Genomic DNA, 19,676 nt, shown 5'->3' with positions numbered 1-19,676 from the left:
TTTCACCTACTTCACTCCCCGCTTAAAATGTCCTCTTGTAAAGTCGCCTTCCCATGTGCCGGGATCTTTCTGCCCCTCTGTCACTTCACTGAACCATTCCAGAATACGGCTCATCTGGCGGCTGCTTTCTCTGGAAAAGGCGAAAATGAGAGCTGACGGACGAAGCTTTTTAATCTCTTCTCCTTGATCTGCCAGCAGTGTGGGCGCTGTATTATATATGACATTATAACAATAAAGACATTCGTTTTTTACGGCAAATTCTTTTTGATAGCGATCTGACATCGAAAGCCAGCCGCTTTTCTTCGTACACTTGGACGTATGACGGCGGACACAGCCGGCACTTACCATAACAGGTGCATACCCATATACAGGCAGTTCCATCCTGCTTCGATCCAATTCCTCAAGTTCAGACACATTCAGTTCCAGCGGGGCCACAAATCCATCCGCCCCGGATGTTTTCCAGAAATACTGTGATCTCCGGTTCCACTGATAGGCCGAAGAATCTGCAATAATAATCCCTTCATATCCCTCTCCTCGCAGAATGCGCAGGCTTTCCATATTGCGTATCAGCATACCATCTGCAATGGAACATAACATTTTCAAACTTTGCCTGTAGATATGTTCTGCCTCGCTCCGGAAGATTCTTGCCATAGCAAAAAAGACTTCTTTTCCTGCTGTTTGCGCCTGGCAGATCTCTGTCTTTAACTCTTCTTTTTTCTCATTTGAGACTCCCAGATAGAGCGTGTCTTCCACATAGATCCTTTCCACGAAGGATATTCGGGCCGCACATTTTAATTGCTCTTCTGTCTCCACAGATACATAGATTGGCACCCGTTCTTTGGAATTGTCATCTGACTGCTTTGAAGAGGACTCTTCTTCGCCGGATGCTGCCGAAGCACCCTCTCTTTCCTCCCGCTCTGTAATCTTCTGATCACGGCGGTATGTTCCGACAATCTCATTTTCAAGCCTTTCAAGCGCCGCTCTTCTCAGCTCATTAACACCCTGTATTGGCAGAAATACATCTCCATCCATCTCAATGGAAAGTTCCTCGAATGCAAAAGGCGTCCCACCGGTTTTTCTAAGCTGGCGCTCCAGCCTTTCTTCCGATATCGGCTGTTTCAAAGCTTTTTGCACCAATGCACCCTCGCTCACTGTCTCGATCCATCCGTATTCTCCCTCGACAGACAAATATAGTTTAGCACTTTTCCCTTCGGAAAGTATTAATTTCCCATTAATTTTTTCCTGCAATTCTCTTTCGTTACAGCCATCTGCTTTCTTTAAGGGCTCCCTGGCATCCGGTCTGGCAAGAGAGAGCATCTCTTTTCCATTGTGACGGCGGTAGTAACCATCCGTATAGCCTCTTCTCTGGTAAGCACTCTGTAAAATATCCAGGTCATTCTTGCTCACCAAAAACTGCTTTTCAGTTCCGGAAGCCTTCTGTTCCAGATACAAATCCACATATTTTCGATACATTTCCACCACTGTTTTCACGTAAGAAGCCTGTTTCATTCTCCCTTCGATCTTGAAGGAAGTGATGCCCGCCTCTATAAGTTCCGGTATCAGATCAATGGTGCACAGATCTTTAAGGCTTAAATAATCTCCTGATTTCTCATTTGTTTTTCTACCTTCTTTTTGACTATTGTCGCTGCTCCCTTTTATCGCCCAGGGAAGTCTGCAGGGCTGAGCACACTGCCCGCGGTTTCCGCTTCGCCCTCCGATCATGCTGCTTAACAAACATTGACCAGAATAACAATAGCAGAGAGCTCCATGCACAAAACACTCGATCTCCAAATTCGTACGGTCTGCGATTTTTCGGATCTCCGTCAAAGAAAGCTCCCTGGCCGGCACGATACGAACCACGCCCAGTTCTTCTAAATACCCGGCCATAAGAGAATGGGTGACCGTCATCTGGGTACTTGCATGAATGGGAAGATCCGGGAAACGCTGACGGATCATATCCATAACTCCAAGATCCTGCACGATAACTGCATCCAATCCCTGCTTATAAAAAGGGAGAAGATAACGGAACACATTTTCCATCTCCCGTTCTTTTACCAGAGTATTGACTGTTAAATACAGTTTCTTTCCATGGAGATGCACATAATCGATAGCCTCAAGCAATTCTTTTTCCGTAAAATTCTGCGCAAATGCCCTGGCCCCGAAACAGCTGCCTCCCGCATACACTGCATCTGCTCCGGCATTGATGGCTGTTTTCAAAATATCATAGGACCCTGCCGGAGATAAGATTTCTATTCCGCCGTTTCCTGTTTTTGCAGTTGTTCCCGCCATGTTTTCCCTCCGATATCTATCCGAATCATATCATAAAATAAGCTGTCCTTGGACAGCCTATTTTTTCTGATTATTTTTCATTTCTGTTTCCAGTTTTACAATTTTCATCTGCAGTTCTCTGTTCTCTTCTTTCATTTTATCGAGAGCCTTCTCTGCATTTTCCAGTTTGATCTGAACAGAAATCAGTTCGTGCTTCAGATCATACATCTCTTTATCTTTTGCTTCAATATCACTTTCCAGGGTGCCTCCCTGCTTCTTTGCTTTAAAATAGTCATCCGCAATATTCAGCGCCAGCAGTATGCTTCTTGTTTCCGCGCTCTGTTTACGGTATCCTTCGCTGTTCGTACATTCTTCCAGTTTATGATTCAGATAGGTGGAAACCCTCTGCAGATATTCCTCGCTCTCAAATCCGCTCAGGGTAAAAACCTTTCCCCCTATGAGAACTTCTGTAAAATTTTTTGATGATGCCATAAAAGACCTCCCGCTCTTTCCTCTTATATGAGATTTATTATAAACTATTCGTCAATAAAAACCAACTATTTTTCATGATTTTGATATGAAATTCCCAAATGACTGTAGGCCAGGTCTGTCACCACGCGGCCTCTGGGCGTACGCTGTATAAATCCGTTTTTCAGAAGATACGGTTCATATACATCCTCTATCGTACCTGCATCTTCCCCTACAGATGCCGCCAGCGTATCCAGCCCCACAGGTCCTCCTTGAAACTTCTCGATCATTGTCAGAAGAAGGTTTCTGTCAATATGATCCAGCCCGTATTTATCTACATCCAAAAGATCCAGCGCATAGTCCGCCACCTCTTTTGTAATAACTCCATCATATTTCACCTGTGCAAAATCCCGGACACGTTTTAAAAGACGGTTCGCCAGACGCGGAGTTCCTCTGGAACGCCTGGCCAGCTCCGTTGCCCCCTTTTCTTCGATTTCTACACCCAAAATCTTTGCCGAATGTAGGATAATGGTCTGCAGTTCCGAAACCGTATAAAATTCCAGATGATTTACGACGCCAAATCTGTCTCTCAAAGGAGCTGTCAGCATACCCGCACGGGTAGTTGCCCCCACCAGCGTAAAGTGAGGAAGATCCAGACGGATCGACCGCGCCCCGGCTCCTTTTCCGATCACAATATCAATGGCGTAGTCTTCCATTGCCGGATAGAGAACTTCCTCTACCTGGCGGTTCAGTCGATGGATCTCGTCTACAAAAAGAACGTCCCCTTCTTTCAGATTGTTGAGGATCGCTGCCATCTCCCCCGGTTTTTCAATCGCCGGTCCGGATGTCACTTTCAAGTTCACCTGCATTTCATTGGCGATAATTCCGGCCAGTGTTGTCTTTCCAAGACCCGGAGGCCCGTAAAACAGAACATGATCCAGCGCTTCCCTCCGTCCTTTTGCTGCTTCTATATAGATTTTCAAAGTTTCTTTTGCCTTTTCCTGGCCAATGTAATCCTTTAAATACTGCGGCCGCAGACTGTTTTCTATTTTGATATCTTCTTCCAGATTCTCTGTTGTAATGATTCTTCTGCTCATATTTCTCCCCTGCTCTTTAGAACACCATCAGTTTCAGCGCCTGCTTCAGAACCTCTTCCACCTGTGTGTCCTCTGTGATCTCAATCTGCTTGACAGCACGAAGAGCCTCTGTATTTCCATATCCAAGGGCAACCAGAGCCTGCACAGCCTCGCTTTGGATATTTCCCTGTACATTCCCGTAAACCGGATCCGCTCCCTCTTTCCCGTCATTATGGTTCAGCGTATCTTCCAGCTTCAACTTGTCTTTTAATTCTAAAATCAATTTTTCCGCCGTTTTTTTCCCGATTCCCGGAGCTGCCGATATCGCTTTTACATCCCCCGACAGCACGGCAAAACGCAGGTCATCGGGCGTAAGCTGGGACAGGATGTTCAGTCCGCCTTTAGGTCCGATCCCGTTCACACCGATCACAAGCCGGAATACTTCCAGATCGTCTCTGGTGAGAAAGCCAAACAGCTGCATGCAGTCTTCTTTCACATTCAGATAAGTATGGATCTTTACCTCTGTTCCTACAGGGGGCAGCAGTCCAATGGATGCTCCCGGCATAAAAATGCCATATCCCACCCCCGCCACATCAACAATCACCCTGTCTTCTTCCACAGAAGCCAGTTCTCCCCGTATATATGCAATCATTTTATATCAGCTCCTTAATTCTTTTCAGCGTTTCATTGGCAGCAATTCCTATCAGCAGCCCTGTGATCACCCCTGCAATTAAAAGGACTGGAATATAGTACGCCACACTGAATGTTTCTACAACGATCATCGCGATGATCAGCTGTCCGATATTGTGAAATACTCCTCCGGCTATACTGACTCCCATTACACTGAATCCTCCTGCCTTCTTCAAGACTGCCATTACAGTAAGACTTAAAAGTCCCCCTGCAAGGCTGTAGAGGATAGCAAACATATTTCCGAACAGGAAGCCGGACAACACAACCCTTGTTATGGACAAAAGATAGGTCTCTTTCAGGCTCATCTTATAAAGCGCAATGACGATCATCAGATTGGCAAGTCCCAGTTTCACACCAGGGATCCCGATCTGGATAGGGATCAGTGATTCAACATAGCTGAATATCAGGGCCAGCGCTGTAAAAACACCGAAATATGCAACCCGGCTTTTCACACATATCCCTCCTTAGTTCGTCATGCCGTCCAACTCACTGTTGATATTTGATTCCACTTCCACAATAACCCGATTAGGCAGGCAGATAATATTCTCTCCGCTGGCGGACACTGCCTTCTGATGTACACAGAGCTGATCCGGACAATCCGCCTCCGTCATCTTGGCCTTTCCGTTTCTGATCTGCAGAATATTACTTCCATTATTTATGGTTATCTCCCGATCCTCATTCAAAGGATAGGTCCCTTCTATTTTTCCATCCACCTTGACCACAGCGCTTCCCGAACCGGAATCTTTCAGTACCTGATGCAGTAAAAATGCACCAGCCGCAACTACAAGGATAATAATGATCAATACAATATCTTTTTTGCTTAATGCCTTTTTCATGTTTTTGCTACCACTTTCCTACCCCGCTTTTTCTCTGTCAAAAGACGTTTTCAAAAGCAGAATATCGATATTCTACCCTATTTTAGCATAACCGGCTTTTTTGTGCAATCACATGTTCGATTCCCTCCATATTGCAGGAGAATGCAATAATATGCTATAATAGCATGGTGTCCTGCCGGATACGTAATTATGGGAATAAATTGGTTTTTATTAAAGATATTTATAAGGAGAACTTTATGAAAAACAGAATAATTGCTGCTCTTACCGCGGCAGCTTTCATATGCATATCTCTGTCCGGATGTGCGGCTGCTTCAAAAGAGCCCATGACCTATACGGATACCGTATTTGACACCGTAGTTTCAATTACTGTCTATGACTCCACGGATCAGGAAATCCTGGATGAATGCAAATCGATGTGCCAGAAATATGACGCTATGTTTTCTGCCACAAATCCTGACAGCGAGATATCCAGAATTAACCAGGCAGGCGGCAATCCGGTGGAGGTGTCTTCCGAGACAGCAACCCTGATCAAAAAAGGATTGTACTATGGTAAGCTTTCTAACGGCGCCTTTGACATTACCATCGGTAAAGTTTCCAGCCTGTGGGACTTCAAGGCAGAAAATCCGTCAGTCCCCGATTCCGCTGCTATTGCTTCCGCCCTTGAGCATGTAGACTATCAAAAAGTACTGGTCAGCGGAAACACTGTCACCATGCAGGATTCTCAGGCTGCCATTGATCTGGGTGCAATAGCCAAAGGCTATATTGCAGACCGTCTTAAGGACTATTTGGAGGAAGAAGGAATACGGCATGCCAACATTAATCTCGGCGGAAATGTTCAGACAATCGGCGGAAAGCCTGATGGCTCCGCTTTCAACATCGGTATCCAGGAACCCTTTTCCGAAAGCGGGATCCCTCTTACTTCCGTTAAGATCAAAGACCAGTCCATTGTCACTTCCGGGACTTATCAGCGATATTTTGAAAAGGATGGAACCATCTATCATCATATCCTTGATCCAAAGACCGGTTATCCCTGCCAAAATGGTCTTTCCAGCGTTACGATCATCACAGACTCCTCTCTGACCGCCGACGCCCTCAGTACCACCTGCTTTGTACTGGGGCCTGAAGACGGACTGAAACTTGTCAATCAGCTGGATAATGTAGACGCCGTCTTTATAGACAGTGAAAACGAAATCACTTATTCTACCAATTTTATGAAATAGGAGAATACAGTAAAAGCTCTGCTTCAGATAGGAATTTCCCCTCTGAAGCAGAGCTTCTCTTTAGAAATTTTCTTTGTTCACCGTTGTCTAATAAACTCCATATTCCGGGATCATAGTTGCCACGGAAACTCCGAGAATAACAAAGAGTATAATACTCAGCACAAATACGACTGCATAAATGATCAGCCACGCCCGGCAGAAATTTCTTCTGTTTACATTTCCATTCTTTCCAAATGCCCACACAAGATACAGCACCAGACCGACACATGGAATCATCCACGCAAGAATTGTCAGCACCCAGTCTCCCAAAGTCATCGGACTTTGATCCATGTTAAACTGATTATCTACATGATAGTTTCCATTATCTCCCTGATAATAGTGATAACCGCTGTTATACTGATAACCTGCATTTGGATCCGTATAAGTCTGGTTCTGGTTGCTTTGCTTATTCTGATTATCTGAGTCTGTCTTTTCTAAAATATCCGGTGTATTTTCAAAATTATTATCCATTTGCAGCTCCTCCTGTTTTCTTTTATCACGCCTATTGTATCACAGGTATGGTACAAATACAATTATTGTTTCACCAGCTCCCAAATATGATACAGCAGATTGTCATAATAATAAGTCATAGGCGGGCAGTTTGGAAAATAAACATACATACGATAAATATAAAACAGGACCATACCTGCAATCAGCGCTCCTCCCGCCAATTTCAGATGAAAGGAAAGCCCGTCTCTCCCCTTTCCATATCTTTCATAAGCGGCGGCAAGCACCCAAAGGCCGATCAGAAATATAAAAGGATGCATTTCCCACGCTCTGCTAAAATCCAGATGCAGAACAGCAAGTCCTGCTCTTGTCAGTCCACAGGATGGGCAGGGAAATCCTGTCATATATACCAGCGGACATACACTTCCCAAAAATCTTCCTGACAATGCAAAATAGGCGATTACTGCAATAATCGCCCATTTTAATTCTGCAATATCTTTTTTTACCCGATAGCCTATCAGCTTCCAATTTTCTTTTTTCATAAGCTTTTGTATGAAAATTCTATAAGATGATCTTTTTCGGACATTTCTCTGCACATTTTCCGCAGTTTGTACATTTAGCCGGATCAATGTGTGCAATATTATCAACTACTTTAACAGCGTCGAATTCACAGACTTTTTCACACATCTTACATCCGATACATCCTACAGAACATACGCTCATAACATCTTTTCCTTTATCTTTGGAGCTGCAGTTTACGAGATGCTTCTGTTCATACGGAACAAGTTCGATCAAATGTCTCGGACACACTTCAATACATTTTCCACATGCCTTACATGCATCTTTATCTACTACTGCCACTCCGTCAACAACATGGATCGCATCAAACGGACAGGCTTTCACACAGGATCCTTCACCCAGGCAGCCATAAGCACAGGATTTCGGTCCTCCGTTCTGCATCATATTGATCATGACACAGTCATGGAGTCCGTAATACTCATAGCTCTGTTTGGCCTTTTCACATGTTCCGCCGCATTTTACAAATGCAACCTCATGTATCTGCTCTCCTGCTTCTACGCCCATAATATCCGCAATTTTAGCAGCTACCGGAGCGCCGCCTACCGGGCAGGCATTTACCGGAGCTTCCCCTGCTGCGATTGCTGCTGCAAGTCCGGAACATCCCGGATAACCGCATCCACCGCAGTTGTTTCCTGGCAGTACACCAAGAACTGCCTCTTCTTTTTCATCCACTTCTACTGCAAACTTTTTGTCTGCAAGCCCGAGAAAGATACCAATGAATAAACCAGTACCGCCTACAATGACTGCAGCCAAAATAATTCCTGTCATACTCATGTTACTCTTCCTCCTATATCAATCCTGAGAATCCGAAGAATGCAATCGCCATCAATGTAGAAGTCAAAAGCACGATCGGCATTCCCTTAAAGGACTCCGGAATATCATTGTATTCCATTTTCTCTCTGATTCCTGCCAGAAGTACGATGGCGATCAGGTAACCAACGCCGGTGGCAAATCCGTTTACCACACTCTCGATCAGATTATAGCCGTCCTGAGCATTGTTGATCGCAACACCAAGCACTGCACAGTTTGTTGTGATCAGCGGCAGATAAACGCCCAATGCATTGTAGAGAGATTTTACAAACTTTTTCAGGAACATCTCCACGATCTGAACCAGAGCAGCGATTACAAGAATAAAGACAATTGTCTTCAGGTAATCAAATCCTAACGGTTCCAAAATAAAATCATACAGGAGGCTGGCAACCAGAGAAGCCAGCGTAATTACAAAGATAACAGCTCCGCCCATGCCGACAGCAGTCTCAGTCTTTTTTGAAACACCGAGGAAGGAACAGATTCCAAGGAACTGGCTGAGCACGACGTTACTTACAAGTGCAGAACCTACTGCAATTAAAATCAAATTTCCCATCATTTCCCCTCCTATTCCTTATCTTTTCCGGCCACTGACGGACATCCGCCGCATGTTGCACAGTCTGAGCCACATCCTGACTGAATCTTGGACGCATCTTTGCCTTTCTTTTCCATGTTGATCTTCACTTTGTTCTGGATTGCCGCAAGAAGCGCTAATACAAGGAATGCCCCAGGCGCCAGGATAAAGATCGTGATCGGTGTGTATCCTGCTGCTCCTGTCGCCTCATCTGCCAGAGGGAGGATCTGATAGCCAAAAGCCTGTCCTGCTCCGAGGATTTCCCGCACAATACCGATAGCAATAAGGGCAACTGTGAATCCAAGTCCCATTCCAAGTCCGTCAAAAATGGACGGAAGGACAGGATTTTTGGATGCATAGCTTTCTGCACGTCCCAGAATAATACAGTTTACTACGATCAACGGAATATAAAGTCCCAGCGAATCGTAAAGATCCGGGGTAAATCCTTCCATCATGAAATCAACAATTGTTACAAAAGAAGCTACAACTACGATGAAAGCCGGCATCCGGACAGAATCCGGAATAATCTTGCGCAGCATGGAAATCAGCATGTTGGACATAACAAGCACGAAGGTGGTGGAAAGTCCCATACCGATACCATTCATGGCAGAAGTTGTTACAGCAAGTGTCGGACACATACCGAGCAACAACACAAAAATAGGGTTTTCATCTATAATACCATTTTTCAGTCTCTCGCCACATGTATTCATCTCAACTACCTCCTAAAATGCATTCTGGAAATAAGCGATTGCTGCGTTTACACCGCCTGTCACCGCTCTTGATGTGATAGTGGCACCGCTGATAGCATCGATAGGTTCCCCTTCTCCGCCGTCTTTGGAAACGTAGAACTGATCTGCCTGTACGCCTACATACTGTCCGTAAAAGGACTCTTCCCTTGCTTTCATACCGAGACCTGCTGTCTCAGATATTGAAAGGAAAGAAATTCCGCTGATGCTTCCATCGGCTGTGATACCCACTGTCATCTGGATATCTCCGCCGTAACCTTCCCCGTCTGTAACCGTAATGACATATCCTGCTTCACCGCCGTCCACAGCGCTTACTTCATCAATCGATCCCTCAATTCCCGCGTCGGAAATTGCCTGCTTTGCGATATCCTGATCTACATCTACTGTCTCAAACGCATCAATATCAGCGTCCGGGAATACCGCCTGCCATGCTTCCTTCTTTGCCTCCTCGTTCGCCTGAGCGATCGGATCCTTTGTCACTTCATATGCCACTCCAAGCAAAAGTCCGGAAACCAATGTGATAACTGTAAGGATAATCGTATTTCTGATAATCTTGTTCATTATTTCTCTCCTCCTTTACCAAATGGTTTTGGAAGAGTAACCTTCTCAATCAACGGAACCAGAAGGTTACTGATGATGATTGCATAGGACACACCTTCTGCCGATCCGCCGAAAATACGGAACAGACCTGTCAAAAGACCAAGCACGATACCATAGACATACTGTCCTTTCTTCGTGATCGGTGATGTTACATAGTCTGTTGCCATGAACCATGCACCAAGCATCAGACCACCGCCGCACAGATGAGCTGTGATATACTGCGGATCAAAAAATCCAATCTCCGGATGCGCTACATGTCCGAAAATTCCTACAAAAATCACGAATGTCACAATATATGTACCTGGGATCCTAAGATCAATGACTCCCATTAAGATCAGGAAAATAGCTCCGATCACAATGGCAATCACAGAAGTCTCACCAATGGTTCCCGGAATATTTCCGATCAGCATATCCATTGTGTTGACCTGATCCAAAGCGCCCTCTTTTACATAGGCAAGCGGGGTCGGTCCGGTAATGCCGTCATAGACAAAGCTTGTCATTGGTCCGGTAAAGGAAAGCAAAAGGAAACATCTTGCTCCCAGAGCCGGGTTCATAAAGTTCTGTCCAAGTCCTCCGAAAAGCTGTTTTACAATAAGAATACCGAATACGCTTCCCAGCGCGCCCATCCAAAGCGGCGCTGTCGGAGGCATGTTAAGCCCCAGCAGAAGACCGGTAACAACAGCACTGAAATCTCCTACCGTTACTTTTTTGTGCATAAGTTTCTCATAAATAAATTCTGTTAATACTGCCGCTGCCGTTGTGCTGATCAGCATAAGCAGAGCAGGTACGCCAAAGTTATATACTCCGAAAGCAGATGCCGGAAGCAGTGCAATAACTACCATGAGCATGATATTGCCAGAAGTAACCTTGGAACGTATATGTGGTGAAGACGAAATATTTAACTGATTCTCCACTTTTGTTCACCTCTTCCTCTCTTTATTACTTTTTCTTGCGGTTCGCAAGAGCAATTTTCCTCATAGATCCTATAGACTGTTTCAGCTGGCGTTTTGCCGGACATACGTAACTGCAGCAGCCGCATTCCACACATTCCAGCCCATTCTGCTTTGTAAAGAGCTCTTCATCATGATGCTCTGCATAATCCGCAAGTCTGGAAGGGATCAGCCTGCTCGGACAGACCTCTACACACCTTCCGCAGTTAATGCAGGCTGTCGGCTCAAATTTCGCCACCTCGTCTTTTGAAAGACAAAGGATAGATGAAGATGTCTTTGTCACAGGAGTATCCAGAGTAAACATAGCAAATCCCATCATCGGACCGCCGGAGATGACCTTCTCCGGTTCACCCTTGAATCCGCCTGCAGCTTCCACAAGTTCCATCTGGTTTGTTCCAAATAAGGCCTTAAAATTGCCAGGTTCATTCACTCCATCGCCACTGACTGTTACAACTCGCTCCATAGACGGGATACCTTTTACAACTGCCTGGTATACATTGATCATTGTCTCAACGTTGTCTACCACGCATCCTGCATCGGCCGGAAGCATAGTGGAATTAATTGCCCGTCCGGTTGTTGCATAGATGAGCTGACGCTCTGCTCCCTGGGGATACTTCGTTTTCAGAGGCATAACTTCCATGCGTTTCTCATCTTTCACAAGTTCCTGAAGCTTTGCGATACAGTCTGGTTTATTATCTTCTACAGCAAAAATACCTTTTGCATTGTCAAACAGAGATAAGATCACCTTCATTCCGCCTACAAGCAGCTCCGGCGTCTCAATCATTCTTCTGTAGTCAGCAGTGATGTACGGCTCACATTCCGCACAGTTTGCTATAATGTAGTCAATTTTATCAGGCTCTTTCGGGGACAGTTTCACTCTTGTGGGGAATCCTGCACCTCCCATACCTACAATACCGGCTTCGCCGATCGCATTTAAGATCTCTTCCTTTGTCATTTCTTCCAAAGGCTTTACAGGGCCGTATTCTACTTCTTCGTACTGTTCGTCATTTTCAACTACAATACAGTTTACTTTTGCTCCTGTAGGATTAAAATGAGGCTCGATCGCTTTCACTGTTCCGGAAACAGATGCATAGATCGGAGCTGAGACAAATCCGCCGGCCTCCGCAATTTTCTGCCCCCTGAGTACATGATCACCGACAGACACAACCGGAGCTGCCGGAGCACCGATATGCTGTGAGAGCGGATAAACCAGGTTCCCTTTTGGCTTAACTTCAGTAATCGCCTTGTCCTTGGCCAGGCGCTTACCATCATCGGGATGAATACCACCCTTAAATGTTAATAATGCCATCTCGTTTTCCTTCCTTCCTAACTTTAATCTGTATATACTATACAAGAAAACGCCGACTCTATCTAGCTTTTTTCGGCAATTTTATTGTACATTTCCAAGTACATCTTGATGTTTGTTTAACAATGTCTCACACACAAAGATAGAGACTATATTCTAGTCTCTATCCGAAAACACTTTATGATATTCCATACGGTTTATCAGTTACTTATTCATCAGATCCTTCTTCTGCTTCAGCAGGCTCCAAAGCCTTCATACTCAGACTGATCTTCTTCTCTTCCACATTGAGATCAACGATCTTTGCAGTAATCTCCTGTCCTACTGTCAGAACATCTGATGGTTTTTCAACATGCGCTCTGGAAATCTGGGATACATGAAGAAGTGCGTCCACTCCTGGTGCAAGTTCAACAAAAGCTCCGAAATCTGTCATTCTGGCAACCTTTCCTGTGATCTCCTTGCCAACCGCATAATCTTCCTGTGCGTTTGCCCAAGGATTTGTCTCCGGGAATTTCAAGCTGAGCGCAATCTTTGTATCATGAATATCTTTTACAAGAACTGTCACTTTCTCGCCAACCTGGAATACCTTCTTCGGATTTTCAATTCTGCCCCATGACATTTCAGAAATATGAAGGAGTCCATCCACACCGCCAAGATCGATAAATGCTCCAAAATCTGTCACATTCTTTACTGTTCCTTCAATTCTGTCACCGATCTGCAATTTTTCAAAAAGCTCTTTTTGCTTTTCTGCCCTTTCTGCTACAAGAAGCTGTCTTCTGTCACCGATAATACGGTTGCGGCGAGGATTAAATTCACTGATCACAAATTCAATTTCCTGTCCCTGATACTTGCTCAGATCTTTTTCATATGTGTCAGAAACCAGGCTTGCAGGGATGAATACTCTGGCTTCATCAACAACCACACTGAGTCCGCCGCCCAGAATCTGTGCGACAGGTGCCTTCAGTACTTCTTTGTTTTCAAACGCTTCTTTGAGGCGCTCATTTCCTTTCTCAGCAGCAAGCCTTCTATAAGTAAGCAGCACCTGACCTTCTCCGTCATTAACCTTTAATACTTTTGCAGTCATTGTATCACCAACAGAAACAAGAGTAGTAAGGTCCACACCCGGCTCATTCGTATATTCGCTTCTTGTGATGATACCGTCTGCTTTGTAACCGATATTCAGAATGATCTCATCCGGCTTTACATCAATGACTGTACCGTCAACCACCTCTCCGTTTCGTATTGTCTTGAATGACTCGTCTAACATCTGTTCAAATGTTAATTCTGACATTATTTTGAACCTCCTCAATTATTTTGTTGGGCGTGGATGCCCCTGCTGTAATACCTACTGTTTCCACGGACCTTAATTGATTCATATCCAAATCGTCAAGTGTCTGTATGTAGTACGTATTGTTACATGCATGATTACATATTTCAAATAACTTCTGGGTGTTTGAGCTCTTTTTGTCGCCAATCACGATCATTGCATCCACCTCTTTTGCAATACGTTCCGCCTCCTCCTGACGCTCTTTTGTCGCACTGCAAATCGTATTTAAAACAGTTATATCATACCCCTTTTTCGAGATAATTTCAACTAAATCTTTGAATTTATTGTAATTATATGTCGTTTGGGCCACGACGCACACGGGTTTTCCCTCTTCTACCGTAACAGCCTGTGCATCTTCTGCTGTAAAAACAACCTTTACATCTTCTTTTGCCCATCCCTGTATCCCTTTCACCTCCGGGTGGTCGGGATTTCCGATGATAATGATATACGCGCCTCTTGCACTTTGTTCTGAAACAATCCGATGTATTTTTTTTACAAACGGACAAGTAGCATCTACATAAGGAATCCCTTTTTTTTCAAGCATACTGCAGACTCTTTTCGGAACGCCATGGGAACGTATGATAACAACACCATCTTTCACTTTCCCCAGTTCTTCTTCTGTTTCCAGGACACAGACTCCTTTTTCTTTCAGATCTCGGATCACCTCATCATTATGGATAATAGGTCCGTAAGTGTAGATTTTTTGTTCCTTTTGTTCCCGGATCTGTTCATAGACAGTCTCTACCGCCCGCTTTACACCAAAACAAAATCCTGCTGATTTTGCCAGTTTTATTTCCATCTTGTTCTTTCCTTTCTATTTGCAAAGAGAGAGTATTTTTGAAACCACTTCCGGTATGCTCATATGAGAACTGTCGATCAGCACAGCATCTTCTGCCTGCTTAAGAGGAGCAGTCTCCCGATTCATATCCCTTTCATCCCTCTCCCTGATATCCGACTCGATTTCATCCAGATTACAGGAAATTCCTTTGGCAGTAAGTTCATCATACCGTCTTTTTGCCCTTGTTCTTGCGTCAGCTGTCAAAAAGACTTTCACATCTGCCCGGGGCAACACGTTAGTGCCAATATCCCTTCCATCCATCACTACATCTTTTTCTGCTGCAAGGGTTCTTTGCAGATCCAGGAGTTTCTCTCTTACTTTGGGGACTGCCGAGCTTTTAGAGGCCATATTCCCAACCTCTTCCTGCCGAAGCCTCGAGGTAATATTTTCTCCATTCAGATAGATCTGCTGGTTTCCGTCTTCATACCCGATTGTCACTTCCGCATTCCGGCATGCTTCTTCGATTTCTTTTGTATCCTGAGGATCAATCCCACTCTGAAGAAAATGTACGGCAAGCCCGCGGTACATTGCCCCTGTATCTACGTAAATAAATCCTTTTTCTTTTGCCACCTGTTTGGCAATCGTACTCTTTCCGGCTCCGGCCGGTCCATCGATCGCTATATTATATCCCATTTTTTCTCCTCACTCACTGTATTTTTATTCCAGATATGTAATCTTCGTTATCTTCGGACATTTTTCCAAAAGGAATGCTTTGAGATCTGCAAGGCTCCTGCCTTTTACACTTCCCTTCTTCAGTCCGAGAAAAGCATCTTTCTTACGCTTTTTACCTGCTACCAGAACAAAGGTGGTATCCGTCTCGCAGATTGCCTCCAGTTCATCATATCTGTATTCCTGCTTCACATCACCAGTGACACAGGAAAAAGAATCTTCATAAAATTCCACTTGCACTGTTCTTTCTTTTCGGCTGATCATTTTAATCTCTTTCCAGTGCTTCTGGGTTTTCTCTTCCGCTTTTGCCTTTATATCGCTGATCTTAAAAGGTCCCCACGCTTTCAGATTCTGATACTTATAATAAGCAATAAACATTTCCAGCACTATTTTTCTGGATTCTTTATATTCCATATAAAATAGAGGTTCCATAACTACTCTCTCCTGTCTGTGTACTTATTTTCTAAATTTGACGCTGCCGCATATGCAGTAGACCAGGCAATCTGAAGATTAAACCCTCCTGTCACCGCATCCAGATCCAGCACTTCTCCGACAAAATAAAGATTTTTTATTTTTCTCGATTCCATAGTTCCGGGATCAATTTCCTTCACGGATACACCACCTTTTGTAATAATAGCCTCGTTCCATCCTCTAAGATTTACTGCTGTCATTTCCAGATGTTTAATGAGATAAACCAGCCTTCCTCTTTCTTCTCTGGAAATCTCGTTAATTTTCTTTTCCGGAGGTATTTCAGATAACTTTACGATAACAGGGATCAACTTTGAAGGGAGCAGCTTTCCAAGGGAATTTTTGAACTGCTTGTTTTTCTGCTCCTGAAAATCTCTTAAGATCCGCTGGTCCAGGCGTTCTTCCGAAAGAGCCGGCTTTAAGTCCACTGAAAGTTTCAACTTCCTTTGCTCCAATCTGGCACCTACATCCGCGCTTGCACTGATAACAAGGGGCCCGCTGACTCCATAATGGGTAAAGAGCATCTCTCCCATTTCGCAAAAAAGCTGTCTTTTTCCATCTAAGACCTTAAGTTCCACATTGCGAAGGGAAAGACCCATAAGCTGGGGAACCCATTCTTCTTCTGTCTGTATCGGAACAAGAGAAGGCTTAAGTTCTGTAATGGCATGGCCCATTTCCCCTGCGAAACGGTAGCCGTCTCCGGAAGCACCTGTAGAAGGGTAGGACATTCCTCCGGTCGCCACAATACATGCATCTCCCGTTTCCATCGTACCGTCTGCAAGTAAAACTCCCGTAAACGTTCCATTTTCCTGGCAAATTTTTTCCACCCGGCAGTTCAGCCTAAGTTCTACCTTCAGACGTTTCATTTCCTGCTCCAGTGTCCGGATCACATCTGACGAGTGGTCGGAAGCCGGAAACACTCTGCCTCCCCGCTCCGTTTTTGTCTTCATACCGAGTTCTTCAAAAAAATCGATCACATCCTGATTTGTATGGGTGTAAAAGCTGCTGTACAGAAATTTAGGGTTGCTTCTTGCCGCCTCAAACAAATCCTCTACATCGCAGGCATTGGTAAGATTGCAGCGTCCCTTTCCGGTAATAAACAGTTTTTTTCCGGCCTTTTCATTTTTTTCAAACACGCACACTTCCTGTCCATTCCGTGCCGCCCATACAGCAGCATACATTCCGGCTGCTCCGGCGCCGACGATCAGAACTCTGCTCATCTTTTTTCCTCCCCGCCGCTTATATCTCCTGTAATCTCTACGCTGTCTCTTACCATATTCAGCTCATCGCCGCTGTACACCTGGTACTCGTCCCAGATCTGCTCCAACATTTCCAGCGTAGACACTACTTCTTTCTGCTTTTTCATACAAAGGGCAACTACAAGGGCATTTACCACACTCAAGGGCGCCACAAGGGAATCTACAATAGATGCCATATCACTTCTTGCGATCAGGTTGCAGGAAGAATAGAGATTCATCGGGGAATGGACGCTGTCTGTCAAAGTGATGACTTTAGCCTTCCGGTTGCTTGCAAATTCCAGCGCCTTCAATGTACGCATGGAATATCTTGGAAAGCTGATTCCTATGATCACATCCTTTTCTCCGATGCGGATCAACTGTTCGAATATCTCACTGGCACTGTTTGTATGAACTGCAGTTACATCCCCCCGCAGAAGATTCAGATAAAAACTTAAAAAGCTGGCAAGCGGAGCACAGCTTCGTATTCCCACTACATACACCTTTCTTGCAGAAAGAATGGTTTCTACGGCAAGCTCGAACGCTTCCTGATCAATACTTTCCATTGTCATTTTGATCTTTTCAATATCTGACTGAAGAACGGATGCCAGTATCTCTCCCTGGCTGATCCTTCCGTATGTCACTTCCATCCGCTGAATAGAATTCAGTCTTGTACGGACAAGTTCTTCCAGCGCTTTTTGAAATTCCGGATATCCCTTATATCCCAGGGCTGTAGCAAAACGCACCACTGTCGATTCACTGACGCCTACGACTTCTCCCATTTTCGCCGCTGTTAAAAAAGCAGCTTTATCGTAATTTTTGCGAATATAATCGGCAAGCTTTTTCTGTCCCTTACTGAATTTAAGATACCCCTGGTCTATCTTTCGCAGTAATTCATTATTAATTCCCATTTTATCGATCCTTTTCCTGTATTTCATCCTGTATATTATCAAACAGCAGGTCCGCTTATACAGATCCAAAGACATTCTACTATATTCGCCCCCGAATTTGCAAGGGTATGGCGTAATGACTTATTTCACCAACCAAAAAAATCCGGCGAAAGCAGCCTCCAAGAGGCATGCCTTCACCGGATTTTTTCAACATTATACCGATTATACCGGATAACTTCCGCTCTTTGTATCTGCCATATCTACATCTATCTTTGTCTGCTGTGCTTCACGGTACTTGAAGAAATCCGTTGCAACCTGCGGGAATAATGCGTAAGTCAGGACATCCTCATCCTGCTGAATCCACTGTTCACACTCTTTGCGGAGCGTATCCAGCTCATCCTCAAGAAGGTCGGCCGGACGGCAGGTAATGATCTCCGGATTATCTCCCAGAACTTTCTTTACAACATCCGGATTAAAAGGCTTAACTGTAGCGCCGTATTTTCCGCTTAGCACATCCTTTGTCTCCTTTGTTGCCATCTTATATCGTTCTCCCATCAGAACATTAAACACAGCCTGTGTTCCTACGATCTGTGAAGAAGGTGTGACAAGAGGCGGTTCTCCAAGATCCTTTCTTACTTTCGGAACTTCTTCAAGCACTTCATAGTAACGATCCTCTGCTCCCTGCTCCTTCAGCTGGGAAGTCAGATTGGAAAGCATTCCTCCAGGCACCTGATAGAGAAGTGTCTTGATATTTACTCCAAGGTTCTTCGGATTCAGAAGTCCGCTGTCCAACGCTTCGTCGCGGATCGGACGGAAGTAATCTGCAATCTCTGCAAGAAGTTTCTGATCCAGCCCGGAATCATAAGGAGTTCCGCGGAAGGTCTCTACCATAACTTCCGTAGCCGGCTGTGAAGTTCCAAGCGCAAACGGAGACATTGCAGTATCGATCACATCCACACCTGCCTCTACTGCTTTCAGATAAGTCATAGATGCTACGCCGGATGTGTAATGTGTATGCAGCTGGATCGGAAGATCAACCGCCTCTTTCAGCGCGGTAATAAGCTCTGTAGCCTCATATGGCAGAAGAAGTCCCGCCATATCCTTGATACAGATAGAATTTGCACCCATATCCTCAATTCTCTTGGCAATATCTACCCAGTATTCCAGTGTATAGGCATCCCCAAGGGTATAGGAAAGCGCAACCTGTGCATCTGCCTTTTCCTTATTTGCTGCTTTTACTGCTGTCTGCAGATTACGAAGATCGTTCAGACAGTCAAAAATGCGTATAATATCAATTCCATTTGCTACAGATTTCTGAACAAAATATTCTACAACGTCATCTGCATAAGGACGGTATCCAAGAATATTCTGTCCCCGGAAGAGCATCTGAAGCTTGGTGTTCTTAAATCCGTCACGGAATTTACGAAGACGGTCCCACGGATCTTCCTTCAGGAAACGGAGGGACGCATCAAAAGTAGCACCGCCCCAGCACTCTACAGAGTGATACCCTACTTTATCCATTTTATCAATGATCGGCAGCATCTGTTCCGTTGTCATGCGGGTAGCGATCAGAGACTGATGGGCATCACGCAGAATGGTTTCTGTTATTTTAATTGGTTTTTTCTGAATTTCTGCCATTATTTCTT

The 19,676-nt window shown here is 44.7% G+C and carries 22 protein-coding genes; 1 reads left to right on the top strand and 21 read right to left on the bottom strand.

The genetic code is table 11. The features are described from left to right. Window positions 1–6: 6 nt before the first annotated feature. The 6 genes from EUBC25_RS13820 to EUBC25_RS13795 form a co-directional block, all read right to left on the bottom strand. Window positions 7–2,289, bottom strand: coding sequence for a U32 family peptidase (locus EUBC25_RS13820; protein ID WP_230106061.1), 2,283 nt, complete (start codon window positions 2,287–2,289; stop codon window positions 7–9). 57 nt (window positions 2,290–2,346) lie between these two features. Next, entirely contained in the window at window positions 2,347–2,760 is a 414-nt protein-coding gene (locus tag EUBC25_RS13815) for a cell division protein ZapA (RefSeq protein WP_230106060.1), read from the bottom strand. A gap of 65 nt (window positions 2,761–2,825) precedes the next feature. Continuing rightward, window positions 2,826–3,833 carry a Holliday junction branch migration DNA helicase RuvB gene (ruvB, locus tag EUBC25_RS13810; RefSeq protein ID WP_230106059.1) on the bottom strand — a complete coding sequence of 336 codons (1,008 nt, stop codon included), beginning with the start codon at window positions 3,831–3,833 and terminating at the stop codon, window positions 2,826–2,828. 16 nt (window positions 3,834–3,849) lie between these two features. Next, the gene (gene ruvA / locus EUBC25_RS13805; protein WP_230106058.1) at window positions 3,850–4,464 is read right to left on the bottom strand and encodes a Holliday junction branch migration protein RuvA; all 615 of its coding nucleotides are present in this window, start codon (window positions 4,462–4,464) and stop codon (window positions 3,850–3,852) included. 1 nt (window position 4,465) lies between these two features. Next, window positions 4,466–4,954 carry a Gx transporter family protein gene (locus EUBC25_RS13800; protein WP_230106057.1) on the bottom strand — a complete coding sequence of 163 codons (489 nt, stop codon included), beginning with the start codon at window positions 4,952–4,954 and terminating at the stop codon, window positions 4,466–4,468. A gap of 12 nt (window positions 4,955–4,966) precedes the next feature. Further along, window positions 4,967–5,338, bottom strand: coding sequence for a NusG domain II-containing protein (locus tag EUBC25_RS13795; RefSeq protein ID WP_230106056.1), 372 nt, complete (start codon window positions 5,336–5,338; stop codon window positions 4,967–4,969). A 236-nt stretch (window positions 5,339–5,574) separates the two neighbouring features. Between EUBC25_RS13795 and EUBC25_RS13790 the strand changes: the two genes are divergently transcribed. Then, window positions 5,575–6,558, top strand: coding sequence for an FAD:protein FMN transferase (locus EUBC25_RS13790; RefSeq protein ID WP_230106055.1), 984 nt, complete (start codon window positions 5,575–5,577; stop codon window positions 6,556–6,558). 87 nt (window positions 6,559–6,645) lie between these two features. Here EUBC25_RS13790 and EUBC25_RS13785 read toward each other — a convergent pair whose 3' ends face one another. The 15 genes from EUBC25_RS13785 to EUBC25_RS13715 form a co-directional block, all read right to left on the bottom strand. Continuing rightward, window positions 6,646–7,068 carry a hypothetical protein gene (locus tag EUBC25_RS13785; RefSeq protein ID WP_230106054.1) on the bottom strand — a complete coding sequence of 141 codons (423 nt, stop codon included), beginning with the start codon at window positions 7,066–7,068 and terminating at the stop codon, window positions 6,646–6,648. A 62-nt stretch (window positions 7,069–7,130) separates the two neighbouring features. Then, window positions 7,131–7,586 (bottom strand): DUF2752 domain-containing protein, encoded by a 456-nt coding sequence (locus EUBC25_RS13780; RefSeq protein WP_230106053.1) that lies wholly within the window; start codon window positions 7,584–7,586, stop codon window positions 7,131–7,133. A 19-nt stretch (window positions 7,587–7,605) separates the two neighbouring features. Next, window positions 7,606–8,397, bottom strand: a complete 792-nt coding sequence (locus tag EUBC25_RS13775) for an RnfABCDGE type electron transport complex subunit B (RefSeq protein ID WP_230106052.1) — start codon at window positions 8,395–8,397, stop codon at window positions 7,606–7,608. Window positions 8,398–8,410: 13 nt separating this feature from the next. Continuing rightward, window positions 8,411–8,986 carry an electron transport complex protein RnfA gene (locus EUBC25_RS13770; RefSeq protein WP_230107614.1) on the bottom strand — a complete coding sequence of 192 codons (576 nt, stop codon included), beginning with the start codon at window positions 8,984–8,986 and terminating at the stop codon, window positions 8,411–8,413. Between the two features lie 11 nt (window positions 8,987–8,997). After that, a complete protein-coding gene (gene rsxE / locus EUBC25_RS13765) occupies window positions 8,998–9,714 on the bottom strand; it encodes an electron transport complex subunit RsxE (protein WP_230106051.1) in 717 nt (238 codons plus the stop codon). A 12-nt stretch (window positions 9,715–9,726) separates the two neighbouring features. After that, a complete protein-coding gene (locus EUBC25_RS13760) occupies window positions 9,727–10,311 on the bottom strand; it encodes an RnfABCDGE type electron transport complex subunit G (protein ID WP_230106050.1) in 585 nt (194 codons plus the stop codon). Further along, complete coding sequence (locus EUBC25_RS13755; RefSeq protein ID WP_416386689.1) at window positions 10,311–11,198, bottom strand: RnfABCDGE type electron transport complex subunit D; 888 nt, start codon at window positions 11,196–11,198, stop codon at window positions 10,311–10,313. Before EUBC25_RS13755 ends, EUBC25_RS13760 begins: the two co-directional genes overlap by 1 nt. Before the next feature lie 91 nt (window positions 11,199–11,289). Next, on the bottom strand, window positions 11,290–12,609 hold the full coding sequence (gene rsxC / locus EUBC25_RS13750) for an electron transport complex subunit RsxC (RefSeq protein ID WP_230106048.1): 1,320 nt from the start codon (window positions 12,607–12,609) through the stop codon (window positions 11,290–11,292). A 205-nt stretch (window positions 12,610–12,814) separates the two neighbouring features. Beyond that, window positions 12,815–13,894, bottom strand: a complete 1,080-nt coding sequence (gene rpsA / locus EUBC25_RS13745) for a 30S ribosomal protein S1 (RefSeq protein ID WP_230106047.1) — start codon at window positions 13,892–13,894, stop codon at window positions 12,815–12,817. Beyond that, the gene (gene ispH, locus EUBC25_RS13740) at window positions 13,875–14,729 is read right to left on the bottom strand and encodes a 4-hydroxy-3-methylbut-2-enyl diphosphate reductase (protein WP_230106046.1); all 855 of its coding nucleotides are present in this window, start codon (window positions 14,727–14,729) and stop codon (window positions 13,875–13,877) included. The genes rpsA and ispH overlap by 20 nt, the downstream gene beginning before the upstream one ends. Window positions 14,730–14,744: 15 nt before the next feature. Beyond that, on the bottom strand, window positions 14,745–15,401 hold the full coding sequence (gene cmk, locus EUBC25_RS13735; protein WP_230106045.1) for a (d)CMP kinase: 657 nt from the start codon (window positions 15,399–15,401) through the stop codon (window positions 14,745–14,747). Window positions 15,402–15,425: 24 nt separating this feature from the next. Next, entirely contained in the window at window positions 15,426–15,869 is a 444-nt protein-coding gene (locus EUBC25_RS13730; RefSeq protein WP_230106044.1) for a YcxB family protein, read from the bottom strand. Between the two features lie 2 nt (window positions 15,870–15,871). Beyond that, window positions 15,872–17,125: a BaiN/RdsA family NAD(P)/FAD-dependent oxidoreductase gene (locus EUBC25_RS13725; RefSeq protein WP_230106043.1), complete on the bottom strand. Its 1,254-nt coding sequence runs from the start codon at window positions 17,123–17,125 to the stop codon at window positions 15,872–15,874. After that, window positions 17,122–18,051, bottom strand: coding sequence for a MurR/RpiR family transcriptional regulator (locus tag EUBC25_RS13720; protein ID WP_230106042.1), 930 nt, complete (start codon window positions 18,049–18,051; stop codon window positions 17,122–17,124). The genes EUBC25_RS13725 and EUBC25_RS13720 overlap by 4 nt, the downstream gene beginning before the upstream one ends. A 201-nt stretch (window positions 18,052–18,252) precedes the next feature. After that, window positions 18,253–19,668: an oxaloacetate decarboxylase subunit alpha gene (locus tag EUBC25_RS13715; protein WP_230106041.1), complete on the bottom strand. Its 1,416-nt coding sequence runs from the start codon at window positions 19,666–19,668 to the stop codon at window positions 18,253–18,255. Window positions 19,669–19,676 lie beyond the last annotated feature (8 nt).

Origin of the sequence: Claveliimonas bilis, assembly GCF_020892095.1 — a bacterium.
In the GTDB taxonomy this organism is placed as follows: domain Bacteria; phylum Bacillota; class Clostridia; order Lachnospirales; family Lachnospiraceae; genus Claveliimonas; species Claveliimonas bilis.
This window is presented reverse-complemented; position numbering and strand designations above follow the sequence as displayed.

Excerpts from the sequence above, each read along its gene's own strand:
- EUBC25_RS13760 (WP_230106050.1), bottom strand. The coding sequence starts at position 10,311 with ATGAACAAGATTATCAGAAATACGATTATCCTTACAGTTATCACATTG.
- EUBC25_RS13755 (WP_416386689.1), bottom strand. The coding sequence starts at position 11,198 with ATGCTCATGGTAGTTATTGCACTGCTTCCGGCATCTGCTTTCGGAGTA.
- EUBC25_RS13820 (WP_230106061.1), bottom strand. The coding sequence starts at position 2,289 with ATGGCGGGAACAACTGCAAAAACAGGAAACGGCGGAATAGAAATCTTA.
- EUBC25_RS13795 (WP_230106056.1), bottom strand. The coding sequence starts at position 5,338 with ATGAAAAAGGCATTAAGCAAAAAAGATATTGTATTGATCATTATTATC.
- EUBC25_RS13720 (WP_230106042.1), bottom strand. The coding sequence starts at position 18,051 with ATGGGAATTAATAATGAATTACTGCGAAAGATAGACCAGGGGTATCTT.
- EUBC25_RS13785 (WP_230106054.1), bottom strand. The coding sequence starts at position 7,068 with ATGGATAATAATTTTGAAAATACACCGGATATTTTAGAAAAGACAGAC.
- ispH (WP_230106046.1), bottom strand. The coding sequence starts at position 14,729 with ATGGAAATAAAACTGGCAAAATCAGCAGGATTTTGTTTTGGTGTAAAG.
- EUBC25_RS13770 (WP_230107614.1), bottom strand. The coding sequence starts at position 8,986 with ATGGGAAATTTGATTTTAATTGCAGTAGGTTCTGCACTTGTAAGTAAC.
- ruvB (WP_230106059.1), bottom strand. The coding sequence starts at position 3,833 with ATGAGCAGAAGAATCATTACAACAGAGAATCTGGAAGAAGATATCAAA.
- EUBC25_RS13780 (WP_230106053.1), bottom strand. The coding sequence starts at position 7,586 with ATGAAAAAAGAAAATTGGAAGCTGATAGGCTATCGGGTAAAAAAAGAT.
- EUBC25_RS13730 (WP_230106044.1), bottom strand. The coding sequence starts at position 15,869 with ATGGAACCTCTATTTTATATGGAATATAAAGAATCCAGAAAAATAGTG.
- ruvA (WP_230106058.1), bottom strand. The coding sequence starts at position 4,464 with ATGATTGCATATATACGGGGAGAACTGGCTTCTGTGGAAGAAGACAGG.
- EUBC25_RS13790 (WP_230106055.1), top strand. The coding sequence starts at position 5,575 with ATGAAAAACAGAATAATTGCTGCTCTTACCGCGGCAGCTTTCATATGC.
- EUBC25_RS13725 (WP_230106043.1), bottom strand. The coding sequence starts at position 17,125 with ATGAGCAGAGTTCTGATCGTCGGCGCCGGAGCAGCCGGAATGTATGCT.
- EUBC25_RS13815 (WP_230106060.1), bottom strand. The coding sequence starts at position 2,760 with ATGGCATCATCAAAAAATTTTACAGAAGTTCTCATAGGGGGAAAGGTT.
- EUBC25_RS13775 (WP_230106052.1), bottom strand. The coding sequence starts at position 8,397 with ATGAGTATGACAGGAATTATTTTGGCTGCAGTCATTGTAGGCGGTACT.
- rpsA (WP_230106047.1), bottom strand. The coding sequence starts at position 13,894 with ATGTCAGAATTAACATTTGAACAGATGTTAGACGAGTCATTCAAGACA.
- rsxC (WP_230106048.1), bottom strand. The coding sequence starts at position 12,609 with ATGGCATTATTAACATTTAAGGGTGGTATTCATCCCGATGATGGTAAG.
- cmk (WP_230106045.1), bottom strand. The coding sequence starts at position 15,401 with ATGGGATATAATATAGCGATCGATGGACCGGCCGGAGCCGGAAAGAGT.
- EUBC25_RS13715 (WP_230106041.1), bottom strand. The coding sequence starts at position 19,668 with ATGGCAGAAATTCAGAAAAAACCAATTAAAATAACAGAAACCATTCTG.
- rsxE (WP_230106051.1), bottom strand. The coding sequence starts at position 9,714 with ATGAATACATGTGGCGAGAGACTGAAAAATGGTATTATAGATGAAAAC.